We start from the raw sequence: 19,661 nt of genomic DNA, 5'->3' as shown, positions 1-19,661 counted from the left end.
TCTCTAGAAAGGAGGTGATCCAGCCGCACCTTCCGATACGGCTACCTTGTTACGACTTCACCCCAGTCATGAATACTACCGTGGTAAGCGTCCCCCTTGCGGTTAGACTACCTACTTCTGGTAAAACCCACTCCCATGGTGTGACGGGCGGTGTGTACAAGGCCCGGGAACGTATTCACCGCGACATTCTGATCCGCGATTACTAGCGATTCCGACTTCATGCTCTCGAGTTGCAGAGAACAATCCGGACTACGATCGGCTTTCTGGGATTGGCTCCACCTCGCGGCTTGGCAACCCTCTGTACCGACCATTGTATTACGTGTGAAGCCCTGGCCATAAGGGCCATGAGGACTTGACGTCATCCCCACCTTCCTCCGGTTTGTCACCGGCAGTCCCAATAAAGTGCCCAACTAAATGATGGCAATTATTGGCAAGGGTTGCGCTCGTTGCGGGACTTAACCCAACATCTCACGACACGAGCTGACGACAGCCATGCAGCACCTGTGTTACGGTTCCCGAAGGCACCAATCCATCTCTGGAAAGTTCCGTACATGTCAAGGCCAGGTAAGGTTTTTCGCGTTGCATCGAATTAATCCACATAATCCACCGCTTGTGCGGGCCCCCGTCAATTCATTTGAGTTTTAATCTTGCGACCGTACTCCCCAGGCGGTCAACTTCACGCGTTAGCTACGTTACTCATGGATTTTACTCCACCAACAACTAGTTGACATCGTTTAGGGCGTGGACTACCAGGGTATCTAATCCTGTTCGCTCCCCACGCTTTCGTGCATGAGCGTCAATATGATCCCAGGGGGCTGCCTTCGCCATTGGTATTCCTCCACATCTCTACGCATTTCACTGCTACACGTGGAATTCTACCCCCTCTGACCTATTCTAGTCTGGCAGTTTCAAACGCAGTTCCCAAGTTGAGCTCGGGGATTTCACATCTGACTTGCCAAACAGCCTGCGCACGCTTTACGCCCAGTAATTCCGATTAACGCTTGCACCCTACGTATTACCGCGGCTGCTGGCACGTAGTTAGCCGGTGCTTCTTATCAAGGTACCGTCATCAACACAAGCTATTCACTCGCATCTTTTCTTCCCTTGCGAAAGAGCTTTACAACCCGAAGGCCTTCTTCACTCACGCGGAATGGCTGGATCAGGGTTGCCCCCATTGTCCAAAATTCCCCACTGCTGCCTCCCGTAGGAGTCTGGGCCGTGTCTCAGTCCCAGTGTGGCTGGTCGTCCTCTCAGACCAGCTACTGATCGTCGCCTTGGTAGGCCTTTACCCCACCAACTAGCTAATCAGGTATCGGCCGCCCCATTAACGCCAGGTCCGAAGATCCCCAGCTTTCCCCCTCAGGGCGTATGCGGTATTAGCCAACCTTTCGGTTAGTTATCCCCCATTAATGGATACGTTCCGATATATTACTCACCCGTCCGCCACTAATCCCCTTAGCAAGCTAAGGTTCATCGTTCGACTTGCATGTGTAAAGCATTCCGCCAGCGTTCAATCTGAGCCATGATCAAACTCTTCAGTTTAATTCACAACTATTACTTATTCCTCACCCTTTTACAGGCAAGGTGGTATTTCGCTTTTGCTTTTATATCTATAAAGATTACTCTCTATAAAAACTCAAATTCATTTCCAAGGTGTGTCTTGTACCCATCAGTTATTGCTAACCAATGGTCATTACATACTTGTCATAAATTTAAGTGTAAGCATTTGTATCTTGAGTCCATCATATCCGAAAATATAATGGCTATACCTCAGCCACAAACACCCACACTTATCAGTCATTCTGATTGTTAAAGAACAGTGCCTTTCGGCATAAACGTTAATCGCTTTGCGTTAACGAGGTGCGCATTGTACAGGGCTTTTAAACTCAGTCAATGCTTATTTTCGGAAACTTAACCACTTTAATTAAGTTGGTTGCGGGAACAGGATTTGAACCTGTGACCTTCGGGTTATGAGCCCGACGAGCTGCCAGACTGCTCCATCCCGCGTCCGAATCGACATATGTAGCGCCGAGAGATGAGATTATAGCAAGGTTTGAAGCTGATTGTCAATGTAGTTTTGCAATTTTATGTAGGCCATTAATAAGAAGCTGATGCATGAAATTAAAAATCCCTGAGCCATTAAGGACTTAGGGATTAAAACCAATTTAAAATTACTTAGCTACTGCGCCAAATACTTTTTTGAGAATGTTGCTTGCCTGCCCAATGGGGTCTTTGCGAATGGCAGCCTCTTCTTTTGCAATCATTAAATACAGACCATCGAGCGCTTTATTAGTGACATATTGCTTAATGTTTGCATACTCTTGATTGACTACACCGAATTGACTACCCAGCGCAGCATATTGATTATACGTCTGTGCAAGCTGAACTTTAGATGTCGCATTTTTGACAATTGGTAAAAATTTTTCGGCCATCTTGGTAGATGTTGTTCTTTTTAAATATTGCGTTGCAGCATCTTCTGGGCCAGTTAAAATGGCTTTTGCGTCAGCCAAACTCATTTGCTTCACCGAATCAATTAATAACGTTTTTGCTTGCGGCGCGGCATCTTCTGCAGCACGATTCATTTTCAAAATCAAAGCATCCGTCTGATCTCCCATACCAATTAACTTCAACCCTCTCTCAATTTTTTTAAGCGAGTTAGGCAGTGGAATTTTGACATCTGGGTTACCAAAAAAGCCATTGGCAACACCTAGACTACTCACCACCTTCTCTACGCCCTGATTTAATGCTGTTTTTAACCCGCTGTTCATTTCGGTGTTTGTTAGTGAGTTTATGTTGGCATTATTACTGACTTTATTCGGGTTACTTTTTACTGTCTCTGTTGCAATAGATGCAAAGTCTTTCAAACTCCAGGCATTGGCTTGGCAGCCCATTGATGCCAAGACTAGAAATAAAATCACTCTTTTCATCTAGCACTCCTCAAAGGTTATATACAATGCATTATTAACGCAGTTTACTGTTTATTATTTTAGCTCATAGAGCAATGGATCAGATTTTAAAGGATTTTACATTCCATATGTTCTCGGCATATTCACCAATCGTTCTATCGCTAGAAAACTTAGCCACGCGCGCCACATTTAATACAGCACGACGAGACCACTCCTCTTGATCTTTATAAACATCTGATACTTCATCTTGTTTAGCAATATAGCTTGCATAATCAGCTAGTAGCAAATAGTGATCACCATTTTTCATTAAATTATCAAAGATGCCTTGATAGCGACTGGGCTCTTCTACCGAAAAATAGCCACTCGCAATCATGTCTAACACCTCTTTTAAGTCTGGGTTAGCATGATAGTAATCCCATGGATTGTATCCATTGGCTTTGGTAGCGGCCACTTCAGGTGTTGTTAGCCCAAATATAAAGATATTGTCGTCACCAACTTCTTCTTTAATTTCCACATTTGCACCATCCAAAGTTCCAATAGTGAGTGCGCCATTGAGTGCCATTTTCATATTACCAGTACCACTGGCTTCTGTGCCTGCTGTTGATATTTGTTCCGACAAATCACTACCGGGAAATAATAATTCTGCAGCCGACACCTCATAATTTGGGTAGAAAACCACTTTAAGCTTATCACCAACCGCAGGATCATTATTGATTACCTCAGCAACGTCATTAATCAGACGAATAATTTGTTTTGCCATCCAATATCCTGGCGCAGCTTTGCCTCCAAAAATAACAGCCCGCGGGGTCATATTATTCGCCTCACCCTTGCGAATGCGGTTATATATGGTGATGATATGTAATACGTTCAGTAGTTGTCGTTTGTATTCGTGGATGCGTTTAATTTGCACATCAAATAAAGCATCTACATGTAATTTAACTCCTGTAAGCGATTCAATTTTATTTGCCAATCGCTGTTTATTTTGTTTTTTTACAGCTCTGAATGCTTTGCGAAAATCTTTATCATCTGCCAAGGGAACCAATGCAATCAGCTTACTTAACTCTTTTTGAAAACCTGTACTAATGGCTTTGGTAATCAGTGCTGTCAATCCAGGGTTAGCTTGGTTTAACCAACGTCGCGGGGTAATGCCATTGGTGACATTCGTTAATTTCTTCGGATAAATTTTGTGAAAATCGGCAAACAGGGTTGTTTTAAGCAACTCACTATGCAAGGCAGCAACACCATTGACTGTATGGCTGCCAATCACAGCCAAATGCGCCATACGGATACGTTTACCATTTGCTTCATCAATAATAGAAACACGTTGCAATAGGGCAGTATCTCCTGGAAATTGATGATTAACCATTTGTAAAAACTCATGGTTAATGCGGTAAATAATTTCTAAATGGCGCGGGAGCAAACGTCCAAACAACTCTAATGACCACGTTTCAAGGGCCTCTGGCATTAATGTGTGATTGGTATAAGCAAATACTTTTTGCACCAACCCCCAAGCAAAATGCCAGTCTAAGCCATGCAAATCAACCAGCTGGTACATCATCTCAGCGACACCAATTGAAGGATGTGTATCATTTAACTGAATCGCCACTTTATCAGGCAAAACACTCCAATCCCGTTTACTTTTGATTTCACGTGTCGCTAATAATCGGCGCAAAATATCTTGAATTGAAGCAGAAACAAAAAAATACTGCTGTTTTAATCTTAGCTCTCGTCCAGAAGCGGAAGCATCATTTGGGTAAAGCACTTTAGAGATTGTTTCTGAGTCATTTCGTGCTTCGACTGATTGCTCATAATTACCTTGGTTAAACAGACCTAAGTCAAATTCCTCTTTTGCTTTTGCTGACCACAATCTCAGATTGTTGACAGTATCGGTACCATAACCGGGTACAGGCACATCGTAAGCCATAGCCACTACATGCTGCTCATCTACCCAATAACTGTGTGAACCATCTTCTGTATTGGTGTGGACAACTTTTCCATAAAACTTAATGGTATAGGCTGATTCTGGTCGTTGAAACTCCCATATATTGTGATAACGCAACCAATTGTCTGGATTTTCCACCTGCTGCCCATGCTCTAGCGTTTGCTTAAACATGCCATACTCATAGCGAATACCATAGCCTGTTGCGGGTATATCCATTGTCGCCATGGAGTCTAAGAAGCATGCAGCCAATCGTCCCAAACCGCCATTGCCTAAAGCCGCATCGTGCTCCATTTCTACTGCTTCTTCTAAACTGTGCCCTAGCGACTTTAATCCTTTATCAAGCGCTTCACTAACGCCCAAATTTAGTGCAGCATTGCTCATCATGCGCCCAATTAGAAACTCTAATGAGAGATAGTAAATACGTTTTGGATCCTCATCATTATAAGCAGCCGCTGTTTTAACCCAACGCTCTACGACATGATCGCGCACTGTGTGTGCGGCTGCGTCATACCAGTCTCTGGGCGTGGCTGTCTCTTCAGTTTTAAACGATGAAAAAACAAGATGATTGCTTAATGCTTGTTTGATGGAGGGCAGTTTTGACATGAGATTCCTATTCAGCAATTGAGTGACAATAAATAAATTTAGCAAGTATCACGCCAACTATTGGATGCTTTACGTTTGCATGATGTAAATCTACCTACAATTTACATTAAATTTGTGTTGAAAATATGAAAAAGCCCTTGTATTTTAAATACCTAGTATTGTAAATACAAGGGCTATGCCCATTACGATGAATTAGACTAACAACGCATTAATTCTACGAACAAAGCTAGCAGGATCGTTTAACTGGCCGCCTTCGGCAAGTAATGCTTGATCAAATAATACGCGCGTATAATCGTTAAACTTCGCGTCATCTTTTTCAGCTTTAAGCTTTTCAACCAAACGATGTGATGGGTTGACTTCTAACACTGGTTTCGATTCTGGCGCTTTTTGTCCAGCGGCTTTGAGCATACGCGCTAAGTTACCCGACAAATCATGCTCTCCCGCAACCAAACAAGCTGGTGAGTCAGTTAAGCGATGGGTAACACGCACCTCTTTCACCTCTTCACCTAAGGCTTGTTTAATGCGCTCAATCAAGTCTTTAGATTCCTCTTCTACTTTCTTTTGTGCTTCTTTTTCAGACGCATCCTCCAACTTACCTAAATCTAAATCACCTTTGGCAATGGATTGTAATTTCTTGCCGTCAAACTCTGTTAGGCCGCCCAACATCCATTCATCAACCTTATCAGACATCAGTAGCACTTCGATTCCTTTTTTACGGAAAATTTCTAAGTGTGGTGAATGTTGTGCTGCTGCGAAGCTATCTGCTGTGATGTAGTAAATCGCTTCTTGACCTTCTTTCATGCGACTCACGTAATCAGCAAAACTAACCGATTGCGTTTCATTGTCGTGATGCGTTGACGCAAATCTGAGCAATCCTGCAATTTTATCTTTATTCGCAAAATCTTCACCAGGTCCTTCTTTCATGACACGACCAAACTCCGACCAGAATTGCGCATACTCTTCAGGTTTATTTTTCGCCAAATCTTCTAGCAACCCTAAGACTTTATTCACAGAGCCTTTTTTAATTGCATCCACATCGCGGCTGTCTTGCAGTAATTCACGCGAAACATTGAGCGGTAAATCTGCACTATCAATTACGCCGCGAACGAAGCGTAAATATTGCGGCATCAGCTTGTCGGCATCTTCCATGATAAATACACGTTTCACATACAACTTAATCCCGTTGCTACGCTCGCGGTCGTATAAATCAAACGGTGCTTTTGATGGCACATAAAGCAGTGAAATATATTCTTGATTACCCTCTACCCGATTGTGTGTGTAAGCCAAGGGGTTGTCTATATCATGCGCCAGGTGCTTGTAGAAATCGTGATACTCTTCTTCCGTAATATCTTTTTTAGCACGCGCCCAAAGTGCTGAAGCCTGGTTAACGGTTTCATCTTCATCTGTTGTAACCATTTCACCGCCAGCACCATCTTCACCGTCTTTCCATTCAGATTTTTTCATCAAAATCGGCAAAGTAATGTGATCGGAGTATTTACGAACAATCGATTTTAATTTCCAATCATTTAAAAACTCATCTTCCTCTTTGCGCAAATGCATAATCACATCAGTGCCACGACCAGCTTTTTCAATGGTGTCTAAAGTGAAATCACCTTCTCCAGCCGACTCCCACTTAACAGCTTCTTTGCTACCAGCGCGACGTGTAATTAAGGTCACTTTATCGGCAATGATAAAAGCAGAATAAAAACCAACGCCGAACTGTCCGATTAAATTGGCATCTTTTACCTGCTCGCCAGAGAGTGCCGTCATGAATTCTTTGGTACCCGATTTTGCAATGGTACCAATGTTGTTCACTACCTCTTCGCGTGACATACCAATACCATTGTCAGAAATAGTGAGCGTGCGTGCTTTTTTATCAAAGGTTACACGAATATTCAAATCGCTATCATCTTCATATAGACTACTATCAGCCAACGCCTCAAAACGCAACTTATCGGCCGCATCTGACGCGTTTGAGATGAGTTCACGTAATACAATTTCTTTATTGGAATACAATGAGTGAATCATGAGGTGTAATAACTGTTTAACCTCTGCTTTAAACTCCATTTTTTCCGATTGTTTTTTTGCCATATTTTTCCTTCTATCCGTTTTATTAATTCGTTAAACTGAATGCTACGCCTTGTAGACTATGCTTAAATCTTGGGCTAAAAGTTAAAATTTCAAGTAATCAAGCAATAAATGATGAGGTAAAAATGGCAAATATCATGGTTAAAGCAATCAATTCGCATACATTTCAGGTGACCGTTGTCGCCCACAATACAACCGAGCATGAAGTACACGTCAACGCAGATTACGCTAGTCACCTGTGTGGCCAACACAAAACAACAGCAGCGTTAGTTGAACACTCTTTTGAATTTCTGCTAGCAAGAGAGTCGAATACCAGCATATTAAGGCGCTTTGATTTAAGTGTGATTAGCCATTATTTTCCAGAGTATGAATCTGAAATGGCTAAGCGTTAAATCAACGGGCTTAGGCTACAATTTGGCTGATTGCTTGTTGCGCCAACACAAAGCCAAACGTTGCAGTAATACTGACACTAGAGCCATATCCAGCGCAATGCAATCCTGACAGTGGAGTTTCATTTGTTTCACACACGGCCGATGGCTTCACAACTGGCTCATCCGAATAAGCACACATCAAACCAAATTTAGCTGATTTTTTTGTATTACTCGCTTTAGGAAAACCATGATCACGACGCAATTGATTGCGCACCTTAGCCAATAATTTATCACCAGTCACAAAGGCCATATCAGATAACTGAATGCGGGTTGGATCTAAACGACCACCTGCACTGCCTGACATCATCAAAACGATTTGATTAATCTTACAGAAATCTGCCAAGGCTATTTTTGCTTTGGCATCATCGGTGCAATCTAGTATAACGTCACATGGCTTCAATAACATGCCGAGATTGGTTGGCGTCATAAATTCTTCAATCTCGAACACTTTGCAAGTTGGATTAATTTGCACAATTCGTTCATGCATCGCGCTGACTTTGGCTTTGCCGATATTGTCATCTAAGGCATGAATCTGTCGATTCACATTGGACTCTGCAATATGATCTAAATCAATGAGGGTAATCTTGCCAATCGCATTACGTGCCAACGCTTCAGCAGCCCACGAACCAACTCCGCCGATGCCAATCACGATAACATGCGCTGCCTGTAATTTGCTTAAGCCAGCATTGCCATAGAGACGGCGCGCACCCGCAAATCGACGTGCTAAATCAGGCGCCTCACTCATGTCTCTAATACAACAAATGCAGCTGCTAGGCTTTTCTCATCGCTAATACTAATGTGCATCTGTTGAATGGCTTTAGTGGTTAAAAAGTCTTGTAAAGGGCGGGCTAAAATCAATATAGGCTTGCCTAGATCATCGTGTGATATTGCGATATTTTGAAATGTTGCAGGCGCTCGCAGTCCGGTGCCTAGGGCTTTAGAGAAGGCTTCTTTTGCTGCAAAACGTTTGGCTAAAAATCGTGGTTTAATGTGAGAATCCAGATAATTTTGCATCTCACTTTCAGCAAGAATGCGCTGAGCAAAGTCATCACCAAATTTTTCGATGGAAGCTTCGATTCGACTGACTTCAACAACGTCTGTGCCAATACCAAAAATCATTTAAAAGCGGCTTCTCTAATGAGCGACTTCATTTCACGCACTGCATTATCCCAACCAACAAACAAGGCATGCGCCACAATTGCGTGGCCAATATTCAACTCATCAATACCCTCTAAAGCAGCAATTTTATGCACGTTATGGTTATTTAAACCATGCCCCGCATTGACTACCAAGCCCAAACTGAGGGCATGCTTCAGCGCATCTCTGATACGCGCCAATTCAGCTAATTGTGTTATCTCATCTTTTGCATCAGCAAAAGTACCTGTATGCAACTCAATCACAGGCGCTCCCGCTTTATCGGCCGCGTCAATTTGCGCAATATCTGGTGCAATAAATAAAGAAACGCGAATACCTGCTTGACTCAACTTTTGGGTGGCTGCGGCAACTTTATCAAAATGTGCAATCACATCTAAACCACCTTCCGTCGTGCGCTCTTCACGCCGCTCTGGTACTAAACATACATCCTCAGGCGCCACCTGCAGGGCAATCGCAATCATCTCATCGGTTACCGCACACTCTAGGTTCATTTTTGTTTGTAGCAAAGGTCTTAGCGTGAAAATATCCGCATCTTGCATATGTCGTCTATCTTCACGCAAATGCAAAGTAATGCTATCCGCACCTGATTGCTCTGCGCGTAAAGCGGCTTGTATCACACTCGGATACTTTGTGCCCCGCGCTTGACGCAAGGTCGCTACATGATCAATATTGACGCCTAATTTTTTCATTAATGCAATCCTAAAATGCTCTTTTATAAACCCTGTAAATCAATTAATAACTGCCGTGTATGCAAGGGCTTATCACCTAAATAATGCGCCAATAAATAACGCATTAATTGCTTACTTTGCTGCTGTGTTTGTGGTCTTTCATAATTATCTTGCGCCATATCGTATAAGGTTTGTCCGCTTAACACCACACCATTTTTTGCTGTCGATAGTGCACATGCGCCATATTCAGCCTCATAACGGTACTGTTTTTCAACCATAATGGGCATCTCGTTTTCATCCATATGTAATGGAACTGCATAGCCCATTTCTTGTAACATTTTTAATTCAAAGCGCCGCAAGTGCGTTGCCAATTGTTCACCGCTAGCTAACGCTTTTAATGTTGCCTGATAGTAATCAAATAATTGCTCGTGGGCATCTTCTCTTGGCAATAAACGCAGCAGTAATTCATTTAAATAAAAGCCGCACATCAGTGCTTCGCCTTGCAGCGAAACCAAGCCATCTGCCCAATCTAAACTATGCAGTGTTTTCAACTCATTCTTACCTGACCAAGTTGCCGACAGCATTTGAAAAGATTGTAATTGTCCACGCATTGCAGAGCGAGGACGCCTTGCACCTTTTGCAACAGTGGCTACACGTCCATAAGCTTTGGTAAATAACTCAGCTACTAAGCTTGTTTCTTTAAACGCGTAAGTATGCAACACATACACTGACTGATTGTCATACCGATGCGGATTAGAAGCCAAAGCCATTATTACCTTTGTACTATCAAGCCAAGACGCACAGGATTAATACCCCAAACTTTTAAGCGCTCTTTCATTATCAGCCCAACCGCCTTTTACCTTTACCCAAGTTTCTAAATAAACTTTGCCACCAAACAACTTCTCCATATCCTGTCTAGCTTCGGTAGAAATTTGTTTGAGCTTATCGCCCTTTTTGCCAATAATCATCGGCTTTTGACTATCTTTATCCACAATAATGGCGGCAAAAATACGGCGTAGGTTATTCAACGTTTCAAACTTCTCTATTTCCACTGCGATTGAATAGGGAATCTCATCTCCCAATAATCTAAATATCTTTTCGCGTATCATTTCTGCCGCCAAAAAACGCTCGTTTTTATCGGTCAACTCATCTTCACCATAAATCGCCTCTTGTTCGGGCAAATGCACGCGCACCGCACTTAACAAATCTTCTATATACAGATTCTTTTTAGCACTGACCGGCACAATGCTACTAAAAGGATGCAATAAATCAAAATCTTGAATAAGTGGTAGCAAATTATTTTTATCCCCCATCAAATCGGCTTTGTTCACCACTAAAATCACAGGCTTATTTTTAGGCAAGAGCTTCAGAACAATTTCATCAGCCTGTCCCAACTGCATCGGCTCAATGACAAACAGCACCACATCTACCTCATTTAACACTTGGGTGACTGTTTTATTGAGTGATTTATTTAATGCGTTTAAATGCTTTTGTTGAAAGCCCGGCGTGTCGACAAAAATAAACTGGGTATCTTTTGTGGTGTGAATGCCCAGCAAACGATGACGCGTGGTTTGCGCTTTGCGGGAAGTAATCGCCAACTTTAACCCTAAAATATGATTCAATAAGGTCGATTTACCAACGTTGGGTCGTCCTACAATAGCGACAGTTCCGCATTTAAAATTTGTTGTCATTTTGCATCATCTTTTAATAGTTGTTTTAAGGCTAATTCCGCTGCCTCTTGTTCAGCATTGCGACGACTTGTGCCTTCACCTACTGTATTGATATTGCGTTTGGCAATATGACAGGAAACGTTAAATGTCTGCGCATGCGCCTCACCTTCGATAGCGGTAACGTGGTAGTCGGGCAAATCAATTTTTTTACTTTGTAAATACTCTTGCAGCTTAGATTTCGCATCTTTATCTATCACTTTTGGATTGATACTATCTAGCCTTTCTGCATACAATTTCAGCACCAGCGCTTCGGCAGTAACAAAACCGCCATCTAAATATGTAGCGCCAATTGTTGCTTCTAAGGCATCCGATAAAATGGAGGGTCGTCGCCAACCAGCACTTTTTAACTCACCTTCACCTAAGTGTAGTAATTCGCCAATTTTTAAGGCTTGTGCCATTTCAAACAAGGTAGATTCTTTGACTAACTGCGCACGCAAACGACTTAAATCACCCTCGGCTAATTTTGGAAACCGAAGATAAAGCTGATGTGCCACGATAAAGTTTAATACACCATCGCCCAAAAACTCCAACCGTTCGTTATTCACACCAGCATAACTACGGTGGGTAAGTGCCTGCCTAAGTAGCGAAATTTGATTGAAATGATATCCAAGCTGCCTTTGCAGTGTATCTAAGGTCATTAGGCTCTACTTAGCTGACGAGGCTTTAAAATCCATCAAAGCACTTAAATTAAAAGCCAGCGGCTCAACCACCTCATATTCAGCAGAAATAACTTTCTGACCATTTACACCTGTCGAGATAATCAAATCTCGCCCGTTAATAACGGTAATGTAATTAATACTAGCACTTTTATCAAATTCCGCAATAATCTCCGCATTGGTCATATTGCTAAAGTTAGCCTGATGACTGACAAAAACAAGCGTCTTTTTTACGCTCAAATACTCAATATAATTGGGCACAATTTTAATGCCGGCTAATAACAACGAAATTACAACAATTGCAACAATAAGAAACCCTAAAAACGTCATGCCTTTTTGCTTTTTTAACATCACTAGCTCCTTAAGTTTTTTAATAAAGCACGTTAATAAATCGAACGACCAATTCTTGATAAAGCATCAAAATTAAACCAAATTAAAAATGCTTTGCCGACAAGGTTCTCATCAGGCACAAATCCCCAGACACGTCCGTCGGAGCTATTGTCTCTGTTATCCCCCATCACAAAATAATGCCCCTCAGGTACAACAATACTTTCCCCGTTTAAAAACTGATTGCCTATCGTATCAGATGAATAACGGTTTGGAATATCGTGTATTAAAATTTGATGTTTAACATCAAATAACTGCTCTTCAAAACGCTGTGATCTAATAATGCCATTTTCTTGGCTTGCGTCATCCGAAGCATGTAGTGGGCTAAGTTCCATCATCCGATCATTAATCATTAACTGCTTATTTTGGTATTGAATACGATCTCCAGGCAAACCAACAACACGTTTAATATAGTCTATTTTTGGATTGGGTGGAAAATGAAATACCATCACATCACCATGTTCAGGCTCTCCGGTGTTTAAAAAGACAGCATTCCAGACAGGCACACGTAAGCCATATGAAAACTTATTCACCAAAATATAATCGCCTGCCAACAGGGTTGGGTTCATTGAGCCTGACGGTATTTTAAAAGGCTCAACAATAAATGATCGAATAACAAACACCAACAAAATAACTGGGAAAAAACTCTTGGCATATTCCACTGCTGTTGGGTCGGCTGCACCAGCGCGTTTTTTTTCAAAAAACAAATAATCAATTAGCCAAATAATACCTGTTAGCAACAACACCAAGAGCATAAACAGTGGGAAGCCAATCGTGCCAAAATAAACACCGGCTAGTCCTAAAACAATCAACCCAAAAAACAACACTGTCATTATTTGTCCTCTACTTTTAAAATCGCCAAAAAGGCTTCTTGCGGAATTTCTACATTACCTACTTGTTTCATGCGCTTTTTACCTGCTTTTTGTTTTTCTAATAATTTTCGCTTACGCGACACATCACCACCATAACATTTTGCTAACACGTTTTTACGCATCGCTTTAACCGTTTCACGGGTAATAATATTGGCGCCAATCGCCGCTTGAATAGCAATATCAAACATTTGACGCGGTATCAACTCCCGCATTTTCGCTGCCACCGCACGTCCACGATGTACACTGCTTGCGCGATGCGTAATCATGCTCAACGAATCCACACGTTCTCCGTTAACCATAATATCAAGTTTTACTAAATCTGCTGCACGGAACGCTAAAAATTCGTAATCCATAGACGCATAGCCACGAGAAACCGACTTCAAACGATCAAAAAAATCTAAAACAACCTCATTCAGTGGTAGCTCATAACTCAACATCACTTGTCGACCCATATATTGCATATTGCGCTGAATACCACGCTTGTTGTTACACAAAGTCATCACAGGGCCAACATAATCTTGCGGCATCAATAAGTTAACTGCTATTACAGGCTCACGAATCTCATCAATAAATGAAAGTTCTGGCAAACGTGAAGGGTTTTCAATTTGCACTACATCGCCATTTTTTAGCAGCAACTCATACACAACTGTTGGTGCCGTTGTAATCAAATCCATATCGTACTCGCGCTCCAAGCGCTCTTGTACAATTTCCATATGCAATAAGCCTAAAAAACCGCACCGAAAACCAAAGCCTAACGCGGTTGAGTTTTCTGGTTCAAATAGCAAACTTGCATCATTTAGGCTGAGTTTTTCTAAGGCTGTTCTTAAGGCTTCAAATTGATTAGATTCGACTGGATACAAACCTGCAAATACTTGCGGCTTAACCTCTTTAAAGCCAGCTAATGCTTGTTTAGCAGGATTATCAGCCAACGTGACAGTATCGCCCACTTTAGCCGCCGCCAGCTCTTTAATGCCAGCAATCACAAAGCCCACTTCGCCTGCTTTAAGCGAAGCCATAGGCAATGATTTTGGCGTAAAAACACCCACTTGCTCACACAGATGCTGGGTCTGTGTTGCCATCATCTTAATTTTATCTTTACGCTTTAATTCACCATCAATAATGCGCACCAACATCACAACGCCCACATAGTTATCAAACCAAGCATCAATCACCAATGCTTTTAATGGCGCATTAACATCCCCTTTTGGTGCTGGCACCTTGGCAATCACAGCCTCAATCACATCGCGTACACCTAACCCTGTTTTCGCTGAACATTGCACCGCGTCGTGTGCATCAATGCCAATGACATCCTCAATTTCTTGCATCACACGCTCCGGCTCAGCTGAAGGCAAGTCGATTTTATTCAACACTGCCGTCACTTCCAGCCCTAAATCAATAGCGGTATAACAGTTTGCAACACTTTGTGCCTCAACGCCTTGACTGGCATCGACGACCAATAACGCACCTTCGCACGCAGAAAGCGAGCGACTCACCTCATAACTAAAATCAACATGTCCAGGTGTGTCAATCAAATTGAGCAGGTAAGTCTCACCGTCATTTGCTTGATATTGCAAAGTGGCGGTTTGCGCTTTAATGGTAATGCCACGCTCACGCTCAATATCCATACTATCCAATACTTGCGCTTCCATTTCACGGTCTTCGAGACCGCCACATAGATGGATAATGCGATCTGCCAAGGTGGATTTACCGTGATCAATGTGCGCGATAATAGAGAAATTACGAATGTTTTTCATGTGTTCTTTTAAGCATTACAAATAAATAAAGCGCTTAAAGCGCCCTCTTTTCAATAGGCGTGATTTTACTACAAATGCTTGATTAGTTTGCTAATTAAATTAAACGCGCTTTTTTAGTGAATTACACTGATCCATTGATCAACAAAAAGCCCGCACTAGTTTAACTAGGCGGGCTATTTCAATTCAAACTGACTACTTTACTTTAATTGGCACATACAAGGTGCTGTCGCCACGCTGCACCAGCACAGCCACTGTTTTACCCGCGCGCACTGCATTAATTTGCTTATTGAATTGGTCAACACTTTGCGTCTCACTATTATTTAAACCCAAAATCACATCGCCACGTCGAATGCCTGCCTCGGCAGCGGCACCAGTGCTAGCAGTCACTAATAAGCCATTTTTTCCATTGAGCTTTTTCTTTTGCTCTGCTGTCAGCGCGGTTAGTGTTAACCCAATTTTATTGGTTGCTGCTTCTGTCGATGGAGTGTTGTTTTGACTAATCTCTATTTCCTCTGAAGGCATCTCACCCACTTTGATCCGTAATGTTTTTTTACTACCCTTACGTAAAACATCTACATTCACAGACTTGCCAGGTTCAGTCATGCCTACAATGCGGGGTAAATCATTAGAGGTTTGGACGGGTTTACCATCAAATTGCACGATCACATCACCTGGTTCTAGGCCACCTTTTTCAGCAGGGCCGCCTTTTTCAACGCCCGCAATTAATGCGCCAACTGTGTCTTTCATACCGAATGAGTCAGCCAACTCTTTTGTAAGCTCTTGAATTGCGACACCTAACCACCCACGACTAATTCTGCCTGACGTTTTCAACTGATTTGAAATACCAACAGCAACATCAATCGGAATACTAAATGACAAGCCCATAGAACCACCGCTACGGCTATAGATTTGTGAATTTACGCCCACTACTTCACCAGCTAAATTAAAGAGCGGACCTCCAGAGTTACCGGGATTAATGGCCACATCTGTTTGAATAAATGGCACATAATTTTCTTGCGGTAATGCACGGCCAACCGCACTTACAATGCCCGCTGTCATGGTATTTTCTAGCCCAAATGGCGAACCTATTGCAGCAACCCACTCACCTACTTTAAGCTTAGATGGGTCTCCTATAGTCACTTTTGGAAGATTTTTAGCATCAATTTTAATTAATGCGATATCTGTTCGCTTATCTGCACCGATAATTTTGGCTTTAAATTCACGCTTATCAGATAACTTTACCAGCACTTCATCGGCGGCATTAATCACATGCGCGTTTGTCAAAATATACCCATCTTGACTAATAATAAAACCCGACCCCAAGGATTGTGATTTGTATTCTTGACCTTGATTGGGCGCACCAGGCATGCCGGGCATACCAGGAATACCAAACCGCTTAAAAAACTCCTGCAAATGCTCATCGTATGGCATACCTGGGAAAGGCATCTGATTATTACCACGCATCACTTGTGTAATACTGATATTGACTACTGCTGGACCTTGCTTTTCAGCCAACACTGTAAAATCCGGCAAGTTTGCCGCTACAGTTGGCGAAGTAGATAACACGACTGCAAACAAAATAACAACCGTTGATAATACTTTCCTCAACATTTCATTTCCTTAATTTAAATAAAATTGACAATAGTTACTTTAATTCAAATTGAATGGCATCTGTAGCTGCTCCAGCACGATCCAAACGTAAAATTTTAGGTTGATGTTGCTGATAATATTCACGCCCCGCAATATGCGCTTTTATCCAGAAATATCCGACTATCAAACCAATTACAGCCCCTACAATTGCGCCAATATCACCATCAACCATCTGTCCAGCTAATATGGCGCCAAACAACATGGTTACAAGAGGAACAAGATATAAAACCAAGGCACTTTTCATCACTGCTGATTCATCAATACCAACAATGACCGTTTGCCCGACTTGTGCATTGATGGTGTTTTGAGCTTTAAAACTACTGGCTTTATGGGCAAATAATTTACCCCAAAACGCATTGCCACAACCTTGAGTTTGTCCACACAAACCGCAAGCAGTCTTACGTACTACCTCTATGGTGGCGGTTGATGTATTGTCTGTTGTTGAATCGGTTGCTAGGATAATGGCGTACTGTTCAATCATACGATAACTGCCTTGAGATTATTTTTTAAAAGTCACTGCTTCCGCAATACTTTTTACTGTTTTTGCAGGCACTTCACCTACCACAATAATTTGATGTCCATCTGCAACATGGGCACACATATTCGTTGAACCCATGGGCATATAACCCGTCTTGGGTCGCTGACCCTTAGACATAGGCTCGATAAACACCGATACTGAACCAATACCATCTGAAAAAACCAGCTGATCAATGGTGCCATCACCTTTTGCCCGTTGAATATGATCAATCTGCTGGTAGCCCACTGGCAAATTGGTCACAAACAAATCGTTGTGCACCCGCTTAACCGGCTTAGATTGTTCTGTGACATAATCTTTACCGATTTCAATTTTTGGTTGAAACCAATTTAGATTTTCTGAATTGAGCATGCTCAGCTGATTAAAATAAATTTGTTCTAAGGTTTTGTTATCACCATTGAGCAAATTCATTTTCAAAATTAAACCAAACTTGATGTCTGTCCAGATTTTGTATCGGTAACGATAGCCATCATTTGGCACTAGCTCAATGATTTGCGCCTCGCGATTAGCAACAAATTCAGTGCCAATTAAACGCGCTTTGTAATTCGCTTTTATTAAGCTCATATCAGTTGGCAACATAGCAGGAAATAGATTTTTACCTCGCCGTTTTTTAATCATCACCATCTTGTTCGTAGGCTGCAGAATAACAATTTCACTGCCTTGGCTGTACACTTCTCGATGACTATTATCCAACACAATATTGCGCGCCACTTCATGGCCACCATAGTTCATGTGCTTCACATCAACTTTACGGGAATTTTCGCCATTCACATAACTAAACTGACCTTCATAATTAAGCTCACGTGCAGCATGAGCAGATTTTTCTAGCATTTTCCAGACATCTACCGATTGCGGTTTATGCTTGATTTCGTCAGGTAAAAGACCACCAGCTAATCCATTTAAACTCGCTACTGCTAAGACGAGCCCAACAACAAATTGTTGCATTATTGGTAAGACTCGGTATAGTTGGCTGATTGAATATAATAAGCTGCACTGCTAGGCGCCATCGATTGATGCGCTTGAAGATATTCCATCGGTACACTATTTGCAAGCTCAACTGGCGCCATATTATCTTGCTCGCCAAATTGCAACTCAAATACCATCAAGCCTACAAACATCACAGCGGCAACTGAAGCAGCAACAGACCATATGACTGGCGTTTTGTTTGTTTGCTTTTCAGTAACTGGCACCACAACTTGTACAGTCTTGTTCACTGCAAGTACCGTCGGCTCAGCCTCCAAAGCACGTATTATATTCGCACTATAATCAGCAGCTCCTTCAAGACTTCCTCGCATCGCATCGCCGATCAAATGATAATGCTTCCATGCTTCTTTTAACTCGCCATCTGCTTTTAACGCAGTCAGAATGTGCTCGGACTCTTCAATATCGAACTCACCATCGATTAACGCAGACAATTGATTTTTCATACTTAACCTCTATTACAAATGCTTAATAATATTAAAACAAAACCCACCGTTACCAACGCTTATTTTCTGCTGAACTGAGCAGAGGACGCAACTTTGCGGCTATCGTTTCACGTGCTCTAAAAATGCGCGATCTGACAGTACCAATTGGGCACTGCATAATATCGGCAATTTCTTCATAACTCATTCCCTCTAATTCACGCAAGGTAATAGCTGTACGCAACTCCTCAGGCAAGTTAGCAATGGTATCGTTCACAGTTTGTGCGATTTGTTTATTCGCCATCGCCGTTTCTGGCGTTTCCATGGCACGCATATCAGTTACACCCTCGAAGTTTTCAGCATCTTCGATTTCGACATCATTTAATACTTGCGGTTTGCGCCCTAAAGAAACCAAGTAATTCTTGGCTGTATTAATACCAATACGATAAAGCCAGGTATAAAAAGCACTATCACCTCTAAAATTATGTAATGCACGATAGGCCTTAATAAAAGCCTCTTGCACAACATCTTCCACCTCAGCTTGATCGCGCACCATACGCCCAACTAAACGGCCTAATTTCCGATGGTACTTTTCTACCAGCAAGCCAAACGCTTTTTTATCCCCTGCTTGCGCACGCTCCACCAACACCCTATCCAGCTCACGATTCGAGTTTGCTGGCATATCATTTAACTTATTGGACACTACGGTCAAGCTCCCTTTATCACCTGTTTTATCTATTCTAGCACCCCTAACATCTGATGGGTTAGTATAACTAGATGCTGCAGTTTCAACAAAGGTCGTGCGTGTTAATTTCTCTAACTCTTTAGTTTGTAGCATATTCCCCCCTACTTAAACCAAATACAATCCTAGCATTTCTTTG

18 protein-coding genes, 1 tRNA gene and 1 rRNA gene are annotated in these 19,661 nt (G+C 42.2%); 1 reads left to right on the top strand and 19 read right to left on the bottom strand.

From position 1 onward, the window contains the following. Nucleotides 1-7: 7 nt before the first annotated feature. From KFB94_08735 to htpG, 5 genes are all read right to left on the bottom strand, one after another. Nucleotides 8-1,542 (bottom strand): 16S ribosomal RNA (locus tag KFB94_08735). 388 nt (nucleotides 1,543-1,930) lie between these two features. After that, nucleotides 1,931-2,007: transfer RNA gene (locus KFB94_08730), tRNA-Met, on the bottom strand. Between the two features lie 164 nt (nucleotides 2,008-2,171). Next, a complete protein-coding gene (locus KFB94_08725) occupies nucleotides 2,172-2,891 on the bottom strand; it encodes a DUF4197 domain-containing protein (protein QVL46645.1) in 720 nt (239 codons plus the stop codon). A gap of 115 nt (nucleotides 2,892-3,006) precedes the next feature. Beyond that, entirely contained in the window at nucleotides 3,007-5,451 is a 2,445-nt protein-coding gene (locus tag KFB94_08720) for a glycogen/starch/alpha-glucan phosphorylase (GenBank protein ID QVL45319.1), read from the bottom strand. A gap of 192 nt (nucleotides 5,452-5,643) precedes the next feature. After that, the gene (gene htpG, locus KFB94_08715) at nucleotides 5,644-7,542 is read right to left on the bottom strand and encodes a molecular chaperone HtpG (protein QVL45318.1); all 1,899 of its coding nucleotides are present in this window, start codon (nucleotides 7,540-7,542) and stop codon (nucleotides 5,644-5,646) included. A 122-nt stretch (nucleotides 7,543-7,664) separates the two neighbouring features. Here htpG and KFB94_08710 point away from each other — a divergent pair, with 122 nt between their 5' ends. Beyond that, on the top strand, nucleotides 7,665-7,931 hold the full coding sequence (locus tag KFB94_08710) for a hypothetical protein (GenBank protein QVL45317.1): 267 nt from the start codon (nucleotides 7,665-7,667) through the stop codon (nucleotides 7,929-7,931). A gap of 10 nt (nucleotides 7,932-7,941) precedes the next feature. Here KFB94_08710 and KFB94_08705 read toward each other — a convergent pair whose 3' ends face one another. From KFB94_08705 to rpoE, 14 genes are all read right to left on the bottom strand, one after another. Next, complete coding sequence (locus KFB94_08705; GenBank protein QVL45316.1) at nucleotides 7,942-8,715, bottom strand: tRNA threonylcarbamoyladenosine dehydratase; 774 nt, start codon at nucleotides 8,713-8,715, stop codon at nucleotides 7,942-7,944. Continuing rightward, entirely contained in the window at nucleotides 8,712-9,089 is a 378-nt protein-coding gene (locus KFB94_08700; protein QVL45315.1) for a holo-ACP synthase, read from the bottom strand. The genes KFB94_08705 and KFB94_08700 overlap by 4 nt, the downstream gene beginning before the upstream one ends. Next, complete coding sequence (pdxJ, locus tag KFB94_08695; GenBank protein ID QVL45314.1) at nucleotides 9,086-9,814, bottom strand: pyridoxine 5'-phosphate synthase; 729 nt, start codon at nucleotides 9,812-9,814, stop codon at nucleotides 9,086-9,088. Before pdxJ ends, KFB94_08700 begins: the two co-directional genes overlap by 4 nt. Nucleotides 9,815-9,837: 23 nt before the next feature. Next, nucleotides 9,838-10,563, bottom strand: a complete 726-nt coding sequence (gene recO, locus KFB94_08690; GenBank protein ID QVL45313.1) for a DNA repair protein RecO — start codon at nucleotides 10,561-10,563, stop codon at nucleotides 9,838-9,840. A gap of 36 nt (nucleotides 10,564-10,599) precedes the next feature. Then, on the bottom strand, nucleotides 10,600-11,484 hold the full coding sequence (gene era, locus KFB94_08685) for a GTPase Era (protein QVL45312.1): 885 nt from the start codon (nucleotides 11,482-11,484) through the stop codon (nucleotides 10,600-10,602). Further along, nucleotides 11,481-12,161 (bottom strand): ribonuclease III, encoded by a 681-nt coding sequence (gene rnc / locus KFB94_08680; protein ID QVL45311.1) that lies wholly within the window; start codon nucleotides 12,159-12,161, stop codon nucleotides 11,481-11,483. The genes era and rnc overlap by 4 nt, the downstream gene beginning before the upstream one ends. Nucleotides 12,162-12,167: 6 nt before the next feature. Then, nucleotides 12,168-12,530, bottom strand: a complete 363-nt coding sequence (locus tag KFB94_08675) for a DUF4845 domain-containing protein (GenBank protein QVL45310.1) — start codon at nucleotides 12,528-12,530, stop codon at nucleotides 12,168-12,170. 32 nt (nucleotides 12,531-12,562) lie between these two features. Further along, on the bottom strand, nucleotides 12,563-13,339 hold the full coding sequence (gene lepB, locus KFB94_08670) for a signal peptidase I (protein QVL46644.1): 777 nt from the start codon (nucleotides 13,337-13,339) through the stop codon (nucleotides 12,563-12,565). A 59-nt stretch (nucleotides 13,340-13,398) separates the two neighbouring features. Further along, nucleotides 13,399-15,192, bottom strand: a complete 1,794-nt coding sequence (gene lepA / locus KFB94_08665) for a translation elongation factor 4 (protein QVL45309.1) — start codon at nucleotides 15,190-15,192, stop codon at nucleotides 13,399-13,401. Nucleotides 15,193-15,384: 192 nt separating this feature from the next. Continuing rightward, nucleotides 15,385-16,803 carry a DegQ family serine endoprotease gene (locus KFB94_08660; protein ID QVL45308.1) on the bottom strand — a complete coding sequence of 473 codons (1,419 nt, stop codon included), beginning with the start codon at nucleotides 16,801-16,803 and terminating at the stop codon, nucleotides 15,385-15,387. A 34-nt stretch (nucleotides 16,804-16,837) separates the two neighbouring features. After that, nucleotides 16,838-17,323, bottom strand: a complete 486-nt coding sequence (locus KFB94_08655) for a SoxR reducing system RseC family protein (GenBank protein QVL45307.1) — start codon at nucleotides 17,321-17,323, stop codon at nucleotides 16,838-16,840. An 18-nt stretch (nucleotides 17,324-17,341) separates the two neighbouring features. Next, nucleotides 17,342-18,322, bottom strand: coding sequence for a MucB/RseB C-terminal domain-containing protein (locus tag KFB94_08650; GenBank protein ID QVL45306.1), 981 nt, complete (start codon nucleotides 18,320-18,322; stop codon nucleotides 17,342-17,344). Continuing rightward, nucleotides 18,322-18,804 (bottom strand): sigma-E factor negative regulatory protein, encoded by a 483-nt coding sequence (locus KFB94_08645; protein ID QVL45305.1) that lies wholly within the window; start codon nucleotides 18,802-18,804, stop codon nucleotides 18,322-18,324. The genes KFB94_08650 and KFB94_08645 overlap by 1 nt, the downstream gene beginning before the upstream one ends. Before the next feature lie 49 nt (nucleotides 18,805-18,853). Next, nucleotides 18,854-19,462: an RNA polymerase sigma factor RpoE gene (rpoE, locus tag KFB94_08640; protein ID QVL46643.1), complete on the bottom strand. Its 609-nt coding sequence runs from the start codon at nucleotides 19,460-19,462 to the stop codon at nucleotides 18,854-18,856. Nucleotides 19,463-19,661 lie beyond the last annotated feature (199 nt).

The sequence above is a fragment of the Methylophilaceae bacterium genome, from assembly GCA_018398995.1.
Classification (GTDB): domain Bacteria; phylum Pseudomonadota; class Gammaproteobacteria; order Burkholderiales; family Methylophilaceae.
Note: the sequence above shows the minus strand (reverse complement) of the source record. Positions and strands in the feature narration are given on the sequence as shown.